We start from the raw sequence: 14488 nt of genomic DNA, 5'->3' as shown, positions 1-14488 counted from the left end.
ATATGTCAGCACAGTCTCATTTTTTCGTGGAGTCAGGAGGCTTTACGCAAAGTCAGCAACAAGCTTTTGGTCCTCTCTCAAGCCTCAAATTCAACCTAACTTCTCAATTTACTTTAAACGCTCCCAAAAAAGCATATTCCATTTGTAAAGGAGTTGTTTTGATTCAGCCACAAATCAATCCGGAAACCGGAGCGGCTACCGACAAAGTAAACCTTGTACTTCGCCCTTACAAACAGCCATTTCCGGGATTGAATGTAAAGTATTTTGTCTATAGAGGTTTGCAAAGAGCTGATTTCTTTACAACAGATTCTGAACCCAAAATTATTCCCCACAACAAAGCTGTAAATTCTGATTTTATCACTAAAATAAACGAAGACTTTATCGCTTTTCATGAAGGTCGTGTGGAAAAAATCGGGGACACCACCACATCAATTCCACCTCCTGCCTTTCTTGCCAAACATATCGGTTTTGACTCAGCAATTCCGGGCAGTACTTTGCTTTCCAGTTTGTTTTTTAAAGAATCTGAATTTAAAGATGTCAATGGTAATCTTACCGAAAAAAACAACTTTGAATTACCGCTAATTGATATCGGAAAATCACTGGGGAATTTCGCATCCGGAGAATGTGGAATTGACGTTGTCTTAAATTACGGAGATTATCAGCATAATTTTGATAATGGAGAATTTGTTTTTGATTTAGGGTATGCTCGTAAACCATTTGCTACGATCACCGTTACAGGAACAACTCCTTACAAACAAAAATTAGAGCGCGAACAAAGCACACAATTTATTGATATTGCTGCTTTCTATGGTTTGTTTGTTCCCGAAGATACGGTAAGTATTGTTTCAGCCGGAGCACAAACTAGTAAAAAGGGTACTGAAATTTATAATAGTATCATCAGTAACTTTTACACCAAAAACAACTGGTACGTTTATATCCAAAGCGATCGAACGCGCAGTTATGATTTCTACGAAAACTACAAAATCAAAGAAGGAACTGGAAACCTTAAAACAGGATTATTAGCTGATCCGACAACAAAAGTTGTTCCGATGACCGAAAGTACTTACGGTACATTTGACTGGCCTGTTTTGATCAACGACCAAACACAAGCTAACACAGTTGCAACTAATAGCCTTTATTTCCAACTTTCAACCGATAACAATAACAATGCTGCTTTTTACGGACAGATCGCCAAACTTGCCAATGCTCAAAAAGACAATTTTATTAACGCCGATGGTCTGCGATTACCACCTGATGAAGAAGGGAATTATGGTGACCTGACTTCAACAATTCAGCTTACTACTCCTGCTGTGCAAGGCAAAAATATTGCTGCACTAAGTATCTTACTTTATCACGGAAAAGTGAGTCTGTATACCGCCGGAACAACACAAGATGAAAATGGAGGTCTTGTCATTTTATACGGACAGACTAACTTTTTTGATGATGTCTTTAGTTTGATCCATTCGGAACCTTTATTAACCCTAAGCGGTGATAAAAGTTATTCGAGAATGACTTCTGAAAAACTGAACATTGTCAATGCCTTTTACAATAAAAAGCAACAAGGTATTTCGATTGTACAAACGCTGACTGTAAATGATGTGATTGAAACCGGAATTACCGAAAAACCTGTCGTTGAGCGTGTAACCTATCTTACAGAAGCCGGCGATGTGATGAACAATGCCATCTCTGCCACCGGAAGTACAACTCCCGATACGAAAACAACAGCTTCTGCAAGTGGTACAGTAACAAAGACTAAAACTTATGAGCTACCGGAGCCTTATTACTATGGTTTGAAATTGTTTACAGACAGTACGCAAACCATTACAGGACTGCAACTAAAAACCTTAGATGGTTCTACCCCAAACAAAATTATTCTCGGATTAACCCAGGATGAAAACAACAGCATCAAAACATTAATCACCGGCGACAAAAAGAACCCTCGTCTGTTTTTAATTGATCTTTTTGCAGATGCAAATGAATTGGTTTCTCCGGAGAACATCAAATATCAGAAATACAAAGTCGCGATCGTAGCGGAGAACGCTGAAGGCAAAAATGAATTGTCTGAACCAGAAAGTCCTGTTTTTGTGTATTCACTTGATCGATACTATCATTTTAGTAAGGGGTATAGTGAGTATATGCCAGACTTAGATATTAACATACCGTTTTTTAATATTAATACCGTTTTATAAATGACAACTACAACTATTGCAATTTTAAGAGATGGGACTCCGGTAAGGATAAGCATGTTTGAAAAGCCAATTTTTGATCTTGATGGTTTTTTAGTTCAATTTACCAGACCAGGAACAAATCCAGAACTTTATAGATACCATCAACATGCGGAATTCAAAAGAGAGGATCGAAAAAAACCAGACTTAGCAGGCTATTATAACGAGGATTTATTCTTAAAATATATCCAAAATATTCAGCCAACTGTAACCGTAGAATCTCTCGTTAAACATGATTTTGAAAGAGATTTAGCTACTGAAAATGAAGAAATAACAGTCAGTACAGTAGATTTCGACGCCCCATATGATTATTTTTATGATTTAAAAAATTATACTTTCAATCTACAACTGTCAGCTGATAAAAAAAATGTTGCTAATTATCGAAAAATAATTAGGCAAGACCAACGAATTGTAGATTATAAAATTAACACGGATGGTTACAATGCAGTCATAGTTCCTAAAAATGAAGCTGCATTACCAAGTGGTAAATTTTACAGTAAGAATTTTGGAAGTTTCGCAAATACTTTGAATATAAGTAACGTTCAAAAGAGTAAATTAAAAAAAGTAATGTCTTTAATTATTTTTAAAATTAAAGAAATCAATAGAGATATTATTCCTATACTTGCTTCTCGCACTCATTTTTTCGACAAGGAAAATGATGTAGCAAATGGCATAATTGATTATAATGATAATACAACTAGTAAAGGTTTTACAGATCTTGAAAAATTATTATTTGATTTAAAAAGAGGTTGGGGGTACTATTATGATACTCCTTTGGAAGGTTATCCTCGTCCTCTAAGAGATGATTTTGATTCTCTGTTTTATATGTCATCTCCATTTGAAGATTACCAGACTTACCTTTCCAGCTTAACAAATTTTTACACCAAATGTTACACTACTAAAGGACTTGATTATTATCCTTCAAATAAAAAATTTCAATACCTACTAGAGATTTTATCTCCCTCAGCATTAAGAGTTTTACCTTTCAATTATATAACAAACGCTATTAAAGGTTTGGTAAAAAGAAAATTAGAACAAGAGGACCAACGTTTTTTGGTGAGATTGGTATTATCCGTAACGACTTCTCATGCAAATGAGTTTTTGGACTTTTTACTAGAAAAAGAAAATGGAGTTCAAACTAATTTTCAAGCAATTTACGGCTCACTAACTGATGCGAGACTTGAAAGATACACTTTTGTAAACTGGTTTGTAGATGAGCAAACAAACAGAAAGTATTTTGCTTTTGCAATTTTTGAACTCTGGAAGGTATCAAAATATAATTTAGATTATATACGCCCGGGAATTGTGATTCCCGATACTTTTCCAAATTTCAAAGGTGTGGATCCTAATAACTACTTTTTTATTAATCCTAATGAGTATAATGAAAAGAATTGGTTAACATTCGTTCCTTCAGTAACAGAGTTTACAGTAACAACAGAACAATATTTTAAATCTACTCTTGTTGACAAAAAAATAAATATAGACAAAATTTCAAAATTAGATATTAATTTCGAACATGGTGGTTTTCATAACAATACAAATGTCTTTTTTGGTTCTTTTCATCTCTACCAGCAAATTTCATTCTCCGGATTTGAAACTAATCTAGATTTAATGCTTCCAAAAACGGCTACAGTGCCTGCTTTTCTTTTTCATTTTATAGACGAATATGATAGCCTAGCAGATTTTGACGCCGGAGTTTCATTAGCAATTGATCTAACGACCGATGCTTTACTAATTTACTTTACAGGTGGTATCAGTGTTTTAAGAGATTTACAATACTTAAAATATAGTACCAAAATTGGAAGAGCATTGCAAGGAGGATTATCAGGGGTTGAAGCTGTTGAAGTATGGAGAGGGTTAGAAGCAGGTAGTGAAGCTTTTACTATCACAACTGGTGGTTTAGCTCAGATCAATCACTATTTAATAACTAGAGAAAATAATCCCGAAAAAAAGAAAATATTAGAAAAATCACAAACGGTTATTCTAATTTTAATGATACTGGGAGCATCCTCTTCGTTTACTGCAAGAGCAAAAGGAGTACAAGAAGCTGATGAAACATTACGTTTAATTAATGGCTTACCTGCAAATACTCCACACAATATTCCGCAACCAATGATTGATGTATTAACTACATTAAGTGGACAAAAAGCTGTAACATTATCCTTATTTGGTAATAAACTAAACAACGTAGAACTTGCAGGAGCCATAAATAAGATTGCTCCAAAATACAATATGTTTTTTACTGATGCACAAAGGCTAGCCTTTTGGAAAGACTTTCAACATATTGATGATCCTGCATTTTGGAAATTATTAAATAGCGGTAAAGGTGCTGATAATCTACTTAATGGTAAATACATTGACAATTGGATTAGTTTAAATGAAAGAGGCTTAATAGAAGCTAAATTTACTGACTATATTTGTGTTCAAAAAAGAACAGATACTCTAATAAAATATATTGATGAAGCATCTACAAATCTCCCCATAAGTAAATTAAGCTACGAAAAAAGGTTAGTTTTTCTAGATACTTTCGGAGATGCAAATTCTTTTGCTAAGTTTACTGAAAATCCGCAATTAATAAATAAATGGATAAAATTTTATGATGACTTAGTATTAAGACCCAGTTTTACATTTTTAGGCAAAGATAAACAATTACTTTGGCTCGAACATTATCCTAATTTATCAACAAATTTAATCAATCATATAAAGACTAAACCTAATACTTTTAAAAATTGGAGTGAATTATCCGAAATAGATAAATTAATATTAAAAAATATTCCTGAAGAGTGGATTCCATCTGTCTACCAGTATCAAGATTTTTGTTTTATTAAAAAATTAAGTCCTATTGAAATTCCTAGTTTCACAAGAATATTTCCAAAGGAAAAAAATGGTTATCTGCAAGTAGAGTTTAGATATACTGAAAATGGATATAAATGGGAAGTACGCGCACATACTGAAATTCCAAATTCTCCAGGAGTTGGCAATGGCCAGGTTTGGGTTATTAAAAGAGAAATCATAAGTGATGGTACTTTTGCTCCATATCAAGAGTTTTTAAGTGGTGATGATTGGATTAGAGGTTATATTTGGTATGATTTAATTTCCAAACAAAAATCTGGAATTATTACGGATGGAGAAAAATTAATATTAAAGAACGGACATTTTAAAGCAAAATAAACATGAATATTATAAATTTGTATACAGGATATGAAGGATACGCAGAATTAGTCCTCAAAGAAAAAAATGATAAAAATCAAATAATTTTTGAAGTACACTTACTAGACTTTCATTTCTATGAAATTCTTTCACTTATTCCATTAGGACAATATGATAGAGAAAGTGTAATGTATAACTACTTCCAATGCAAAGGATGGCATGAGGAAGAATGGGAAGCTACAAAAAAAGAGGAATTTATTAATCAACTTAATTTAATCGAAAATAAAGTCCCTCATAATTTATTAACAATATATAATGCAATTAAACAAATTTGTTCATCTAGCATACAAAATAAAAGTAAGCTATTCATTAACTTAGAATAGACATGTTTTTCTTCTGTCTGCAAGCATCTAGCAGTATGAGTTGGTAATCTGCACTCGTAAAGATTGAACACAATAAAAGATAAAAGTTATATGTTTTACAGGCATGGATTTCAAATCCTGGCTGTACCAAATATCTTTTGAAAAATTGTCTAAATGTCTCTAATCTTGTGTTACTTTTTTACCTCTCAAAAACAAAAGTCTTTGAGAGGTATTTTACCACTTACTCTTCTCTCCAAAAAAAAACAATCTAAAAAAACTTGAAAAAAATTAGATTTATAGCCCCCCTTTTTGGCACCTCATAACCGTAAGTTCCCCTACTCTATTTGACTCTTTCTAAAGTCGGACTTACCTGGTATACGTTTGTTTTACAACATTGTAAAATGAAATCCTATTGTCATGCCACTAATCCATTTTTAAGCAACTCATTTTGGTTAGGAATGCATTTACTAAAACTTGCTTCTCTGAACACCAAGATCCGCCAAGATAGCGATGGCGATCCCTTTCATGAGCTCATTAAACGCCTGTACATATTTAAAATCAAAAAAAACTACTTCAAAAATGAGCCAAAATCACAACCGAATTAAAGTAACAACACATCAAAAAATAATCGGCCGATTGGAACTTTTCAATTGTTGCGAATGGGTGAAAAAACAAAGTAAAATAATAGTCGATAACTGGGCTTTTCACTACATCCTAAAGATTGGAAATTGTGGGTATCTTGCCACAGACAACTACAACTGCAAGAGCAGAAATTAAAGAAAAACACTTTAAATTGATGCAGCAAGATGCGTCAACAATTGTATTTCGATAAACAGTATCGAAATTACTCTTAAAAATCGTCTGATACTAGCAACTATTCCCTCAAGTACAACCGTCTCTCGTGCATTGTTACTTTCAAACAATTCCTTAAAAAAGGTAGAAACGAGACCATACCGAAAACTTAAAACTGCAGAGGTCTTCTCTCTTTAATTAGTCTTCAAAAAGTATACTCCCAACCTCAACAATATCCGTTTGCTTTACAACCTTGTAAAGTCGCAGAACAGCAATGTCAGAGCGCTAAGCACAAATTCTTTAAAGTCTAAATTTAGGCTCACCTTTACGCTATCAAAAGGAAAAAAGACTCCGCAACTGATCCAATTCAACTGTTTTTTTGGGCTATTATTTAAAACAAAAAAGTAGCAAACCCATCGCAATCCAAATAATGGATTGCTTCTTTGAATGCTTTATTTGGTTGCAACAACCCGAATTTAATCCTACAACATACGAACAAAATTAAAGTCAAAAACAAATTAGAATATGCCAACTAATCCAATTCCAGCGGTTCCGGTTCCTACGCCGAGGTATTATCCGCGATTATCTGAGATAATCACTGTAGATGATTTACCCGAGTTTTTGTCATTTGTCGAAAACGGTCTAAATTCCATTTTTGATAAGATACATTATAAAAACCTGCAATACTCAAAAGGATATCGTGGTGATTCCGCTTTTTATAGTCTTGATATTGTAACGAGCAAAAAACTGGCTCTTCCTTTGCCATTTGATTTAGGCCTTGTACTAAATCCAAATCTTATCGAGGATACTTCGATCTCCTCTTTTCCAATTACTTTAGAGTATCAATGGGAGATTTTAGCTTTCTTGAAAACCTTCAGTTCAAGCAATTTCTCTTTCTCCGTACAGGATTTTTATACTGTAGGTTTACAAGTTTTCCGCATTAGTGAAGCGCAAGTTGTAGCCCACATGCTGAACATTTTTGTCGAGGCTGAGACAGGAAGAACCAAATTCGAACAGCTTTTAGAAGATATTAATACACTTCAGAATCTTTCCGGCGAACAAAAATTAAAATTCCCTGAGGGTGTCGAACCATCCATTTCTACTGTAATTACACTTATTGAAAACAATACAGCGCTTACAGAATCGACTTCATTAGTATTGTTTGCGGTTTACATTTTAAGATCCGATTTAAACGAAACGAAACAAAAACTACAGGAGTTCTATGCGATCATCGCTCCCGATGGTATCGAAGCTTATATTAAAAAAATTATCACACCCAAAGCCAAAGCCACTTTGGCCCTGAGTGCCGGTATTGAATTCCCCCGAAACATTTTAAGACCAGTTTATGGAGACGGTTCTCCGTACGGCGATGGCAGCGAAAAGTCAATGTTTGTATTTGGTAAAGCACAATTGTATGCTGATACTGAAGCCGGAATTGGTTATCAACTTGAACTGGGCGGTTCGTTACAGACGCCAAATTATGCCATGATTGCCAACACGGGTTTAATACTCCAATTGGATAGTTTAAAAGTTGATTTAAGTAAAAAAACAAATATCCCCGAGGCTGATGCTGATGGACGTCCTGCTGATTTTGTCGGAGTATATGCTCGTGCGGTTTCGGTTACTTTGCCTTCAAAATGGTTTCATAACCTGGAAGAAAATCCGGAAAACACAACTCCAACATTAAAAATTGGTGCTTCTGATTTATTAGTGGGTTCAGGTGGTCTTTCCGGAAACATTTATCTGGAGACCGTTCCAAGTACAAAGGGTGCATTTAATTATTTTAACGACAAGTTCAATTTCAATTACCCGATCACTATGTTTGAAAAAAACGATGAAAGTGATGTGGTAAACAAAAAAGAAATTGCTGATTATCAATCTCTACTTGTCTTTTTACAAAAATTAAACAGTAAGGGTGTACCTTATGCTTTTGAGTATCCTTTATCGTTAACAACACTTCCTTCAATAGGTTCAAGTACTGTTGAACCTTCAACAACCTATATTTTTACCGGTCCTAAAGAGTACCAAAACTTCCTCTCGGAATTATACGACAATACCCTTTGGAAAACCATTGGATCTAAAAGCAAAGGTTTCAAAGTCGGTTTCAACAAATTTGATATTTCGTTCAAACAAAACAAGGTAATTGGTTCCAACATAAAAGGTGCCTTAGAAATTAATAAATTCAAATATCCATCCAACCATCCTACTAAAGCGGGTCAACCGATACAAGTAGGGGTCGAAGGTCACTTGTACGATGATGGCGACTTTAATCTTACGGCATCATTCCCTAAAGCAGGTGGTCCGGAAGCTACCTTGTTTGATTTTGTGAATTTTAAATTTAACAGTTTCGAACTAGGAAAGGAAGACGATGATTATTACATCGGAACGGGATGTGAGGTATCTTTCCTAAATAAAACCATGAAAAGTCTTATGGGAGACCAGAAGATTATTCTGGAGAAACTTCGCATTTACAGTGATGGAAATATCGAACTTGAAGGTGGAAGTATTCCGATTCCGCTGAATATTTCTTTAAATCTTGGCCCTGTAAAAATGAGTGTGTCTAACATTAACTTTGGCGCTACCCAAATTAATGGTCGTAAATACAACTTTTGGGGATTTGACGGAGCCATCAGTATCAATCCTCTTGGAGTTGATGCTCGTGGTGAGGGTGTAAAATATTATTATTGTACAGAAGAAGGTCACAAAGACAGTTTCTTAAGAATTCAAACCATTGAGGTGGATTTGATGATTCCGGGAACAGCGACAGAAGAAACTGCCGTCGCTATTATCAATGGAATGTTGACTCTTCCTGATCCTGGCGTGGACCAAGAGTTTAAAGGGAAGGTTTCTTTAAAACTTCCACAAGCAAAAATTTCGGGAGGCGTAGATATGCGTTTCATGCCTAAATATCCGGCATTTTTAATAGACGCTCACATTGAACTGCCTACTCCTATTCCGCTTGGATTTATTGCTATTTCTGCTTTCAGAGGTTTATTAGGATTCCGATATGTTGCCACCAAAGAAGCTGCGGGGTTAACAAAAGACGATTCCTGGTACTCATTTTACAAAACTCCTAAGCCGGGAATAAATGTTGAAAAATTCAGCGGGCCACCTGATTCTATGCAATACAATTCACCATTCTCTATTGGTGCCGGAGCCACATTTGGAACCGTTGCTGATGGTGGACATGTATTATCACTGAGAGCCATGTTATTATTATCGCTGCCTACTCTATTCTATATTGAAGCAGGATTAAATGTGATCGCAGGACGATTAGGCCTTATTGAAGATGATCCTAGCAACCCGCCTTTCTTTGCTATGGTAGCATTTGGTGACGATTCCTTAGAATTAGCTGCCGGTGCCGATTTTAGTATTCCTAAAGACAGTGGAGAAATTTTTAAGATTCAAGCCTTATTAGAAGCAGGGTTTTTCTTTAAAAATCAAAGACCATGGTATGTCAATATCGGATCTGAAAAAGCCCCTATTACAGCGAGAATTTTTCAGCTGTTTACTGCCAGGGCCTTTATTATGATTTCTGCCCAAGGAATTGAAGCAGGTGCCCAATTGGATTTTAACGTAGAGCAAAGGTTCGGTCCGGCAAGAGTCCGATTATGGGCTTATCTGAAATTAGGAGGGAAAATTTCTTTCAAACGTCCTCAAATGGGTGGTTATATCAGTGCCGGAGGAGGAATTCAAATCAAACTTTGGATCATTAACATAGAAATTGTTTTAGATACCATATTCTCGGTTGAATCCTTTAAACCCTTCTTAATTTATGCCAGACTGGATCTAAGCGTACGTGTTAAGATTGGACCTTTCAGAGTTCGTAAGAGGTTCACAGTTGAACTTCAATGGGATATTAACCGAATTATTGATAAAACGCCGTATAGTCCACTTCCTATGGGAACCCATGGAGACGGAGCTGACAATAGAACACTGGAAAATGTGAAAGGAGTTCATATGTTAACAAATCAGGCATTCCCACTTCATTATTTCAATAGTGAACCTACTGAAGCTTCCATTCAAAATATAATTCCGTTAGATACTTATATCGATATTAAAATGGCAAAAGGCTTGCTGCCTAACAAAGAGCTTTCTACAAAAATCGGAGGTTACACAGGCGATGCTAAAAATTATACCGATATGATGCCTCCAATCGAAAAGATAGCCGGCAGGCCGTTACGTCAGGTTAAACATCAATATGCAATTGAATCTATTGGAATAAAATTTTGGAATGGTGTTGCCTGGGAAGAATACCATCCTTTTGAAGCAGTTGTCAAAAATACGACAGAAGCCCGAAATTCTGTTAAGGATTTACCTTGGGCACAATGGCAAAAAGCAATTGACCAATATGACAGTATTCGTGTTTTAGCAACCAATCCATTCTCTTTTTTAAGTGGCGGAGAACCTGGATGGCATATTCCTGAGCAATTCGGAATTACACCTTCTAAATTATTCTGTCAATCGCAGAGTATCGAAGAAGAGTCTACTGATTTCCGCAACAAACTAATTGGGCAGCGCTATTATGTTCCTACCCAGTACGAAGCAGAAAAGATCAACGGATTATTTTTTAAATTGATTGGAGATACTCCGGAAATTGTGGAAAAAAATAAAGTTGCAAATGGTGATTTCATGCACATCACCGGAAAGAGAAATCCACACAGGTACCGAAGATCTTTATCTTTTCAAAATAAAAATCAGCTGGAAGTTATTTTCCCACAATCTGCTGTCGAGCCAACTTTAGAAATAACCACTCAAGCGAAAGAGGTCATGATTAAAGCCTTTACAACTGTTCTTGTAGCAGGTGCAAAATCAGCTGTTTACGAACCTATTAATTTGAGAAAAGCTAAAGATGGAACGATTGAAAATAGTCTGATCTATACTAAAGCTGAATTGCTACAACCGATAAAATTATTTAGCGAAGAAGAGAACCCTCTTTCAAAAACAAAAATAGATAAGATTGTAATCGTTCCTTTATCTGCTAAGGGAAAACGTATTTATGAAATCAGAAATGAGATCGCCAAATTATTTACGGATAGCTATAACAGCGAAGGAGGTAACGTTTCAATTAATTTACCGGGTAACATCCCGCTTTACAATACGTTATTGGCTGAATTAAAAACCTTAAAAGCTGATGCAGGAAATGATGATCTGGCAACGGGAACACCAAGTACGCTTACTTTCACACAATATTACGGATACAGCGGAAAAAACGCTTATGTATTTGACAAAGTGATTAAGTACAAGGACGCCTATGTTGTATCGTTCCATCCGAAAGCGAATAGTGCCACCACTATTCTGTTACAGATCAATCCGGATGGTACTATAATCAGAGAACGTTTTGTAAATGGTGCTGTTACGTCAATGCAGGTGGTAAACGACAATTTGTTGGTAACCTTGGCTCTGAATGCTGCGCAATGCAAAACAATCGGGGAAGCCATTGTTGATCTTGATTTTGTTGTAGGCTGTCAATCGCCAATTGCGGCAATGGTGCTTGCTGAATTTGATGAAGACTTGAATTTACATTCCGGTGTACAATATCTGAACAATTATTCTCTAGGTTTTAATAAAGTAGTACCGTTGGCTAACGATGAATTGCTTTGGATCAACACTGTAGAAAACGAAACTCAGATCAATTGGGTAAAAGGAAACGATCGTACCTTGGTGCAACGTGTAAAAATTAATGCAGCGGCAATTAAACTTCTTCAGCATAATGCTACTGAATTTAGTTTGGTTACAAAAGATAAAAAAATTATCCGTTTCCGCCTGGATACTGCTCCATATTCAATTGTTGTAACCGACACAAAAGTACTTTCGGATAATGCCATTTCTGAAATTATTGATGCGGCACTTGTAAACGGGAAAACTTTTGTTACGGTTAAATTCTCCAACGAAAAATTTGGTTTAGCACAAATTGCAGAAAATTCAGTAACTATTGCGCAACACGATACCGTTTTTGATTCTGCCGTTTATTTAACTGACAAGGCCATCAACAGTAATTCTGTTTTTGCCTATAGCGAAAAACATTTGTTTGTATTCAACTCAGAATTAAAGCTTACCCGATTAATTTCAAGAAGAGATAAAACAGATGAGAAAGATAACACATCGATTATTGATATTCAAAAAGCGTCTACTGCGAACGAAATTATAATGCTCTCTTCTAAACCGAATGAAAAAGGGGCTTATGTCTCCTTGTTTACCGATCAGTTTGAGAATTGTGCTTTGTATCCTGAAGAAACTGTTGATGTGACTATTTCTGCTTCTGTTTTAACAACTGAAACGACACTTTCAACAGCACTAGCAGCTGCACAACAGTTGGATTATAACAGAGGAGTCAGGAATTCTAAAATAATTACGGTCAATGATACCATTTGTAACAATGGAGGAAATGGTGTAGAGGATCCTGAGTTAGATTATGCCACATATCTCCATAGTGTGAAATGGCTGAGTAAAGAAAGTTATTTCCACAACACCACTATTCCACAGATCGAGGAGATTAGAAAGGATAACAAAGCCATGGAAAAAGCGATACAAGAGACTGTTCAGCCAATCTGGAGACCTAACACAACATATTACTTAAACTTTGTCTTAACAGATACAGTAAATAATGATAAAACAACAGACTTTAACTATTATTATGGTTTTAAAACCTTAGGTCCAGTTGGACACTACCCTGTTCCGGATCCGATACTTGCTGAGGGTGAAAAAGCACCGGTAAAAAATGAGCTGACCGAATTGTCTAAATCACCGCTGACTTCGTTAAGACAGTACATCGATTATAACCGTTCTTACCCTTATGCTGATGGAAGTTTATTACAATCTAAACCTGTTTTCTACGGAAATGAACAATGTAAGATATCGCTATTTTTCTCAAATCCTTATGTCTATCATTTGTTTAAAAATTGGGAGCAATATGGCAGTAACGATAATGCAATTGCCGGAGCAATAAATCTTGTTATCAAAGATCCTCTTACAGATGTTCTTATTGAATATCCGTTTAAAGATGAAATCACAACCTACCCAATGCCAGATGAAGCTAAAACAGAATGGGTTGATGATAATGATCCGAGAATTCCCCTGGGCATTCAATTACTGAGAAATCTTATCAAAGGAAGTCCTGCCAATGAAATCCCTACCGTCGGAAATCCTGTAATGCAATGTCAAATTACAATTGGAGAAGCTATAAAACCGAAGTCTTATGGTTATAATGCCGTCTTAACTAATTTAAAACCTTCTAAGCTTTATACGGTTTTAGTAAATAACTTCTTTGATGACACGAAAAAAGAAAATGTCAGCAAGAGTAAAAATGTATTGGTACATCAATTCGGGTTCCAGACCTCTCGTTTCAAAGATTTTAAAGAACAGATAAAAAGTTATTATTTAAATGATGATCCATCACACCAGGCATTATATGACATCAATCTTGCTTTAGTTCCGGATCAAATTAACGCTTTATATGGTGTAATCTCGAATAGTCCTGAGACTTTGCGTGACCCTCTTATCTTAAAATACCAGCATTCGTTTGATCGTGCAATCCAGGGGATCTTGAAAATGTCTCCTCTTGATCCGGCTCAAAGTACTGAGGTAAATAAAATTATTGATAGCACTACCAATACGATTGTAGCACTTTTAATTCGTAATCCGGAGCCATTCAATATTCCAAAAATGCCATTGGAAGAAATCAAAGACACCATCGCAGTTGTAGATATTACACAGAACAGTAGCGGGAAAGTATATACTAAAAAGAAGGATTACCATGTACTGTACTCCAAAGATTATTCGCAGGTACTGATCATGCATGCTAGTAAGGTTATTCCAAAAACGCCACTGGATATTGCATTTGATTACAGAATCTGGAATACCGACGGAACACCCTTGACTAAATCTGCTGACAAACAAGACCTACAGTTAAACTTAGGCTCAGCATTAAAATCAGAAAATATAAATCTTTAAAAAAAT

Annotated in this window: 4 protein-coding genes; all 4 read left to right on the top strand. The window is 35.5% G+C overall.

Translation table 11 applies throughout. From position 1 onward, the window contains the following. Nucleotides 1-2 precede the first annotated feature (2 nt). Nucleotides 3-2189: a hypothetical protein gene (locus tag ACHRV5_RS10645; RefSeq protein WP_395426710.1), complete on the top strand. Its 2187-nt coding sequence runs from the start codon at nucleotides 3-5 to the stop codon at nucleotides 2187-2189. Continuing rightward, the gene (locus ACHRV5_RS10640) at nucleotides 2190-5396 is read left to right on the top strand and encodes a hypothetical protein (protein WP_395426709.1); all 3207 of its coding nucleotides are present in this window, start codon (nucleotides 2190-2192) and stop codon (nucleotides 5394-5396) included. It begins immediately after the preceding gene. 2 nt (nucleotides 5397-5398) lie between these two features. Then, a complete protein-coding gene (locus ACHRV5_RS10635) occupies nucleotides 5399-5758 on the top strand; it encodes a hypothetical protein (RefSeq protein WP_395426708.1) in 360 nt (119 codons plus the stop codon). Between the two features lie 1296 nt (nucleotides 5759-7054). After that, on the top strand, nucleotides 7055-14482 hold the full coding sequence (locus ACHRV5_RS10630) for a hypothetical protein (protein ID WP_395426707.1): 7428 nt from the start codon (nucleotides 7055-7057) through the stop codon (nucleotides 14480-14482). The last annotated feature ends 6 nt before the right edge of the window (nucleotides 14483-14488 follow it).

This window comes from Flavobacterium sp. FlaQc-52, from assembly GCF_044007495.1.
Taxonomy (GTDB): Bacteria; Bacteroidota; Bacteroidia; order Flavobacteriales; family Flavobacteriaceae; genus Flavobacterium; species Flavobacterium cupriresistens.
This window is presented reverse-complemented; position numbering and strand designations above follow the sequence as displayed.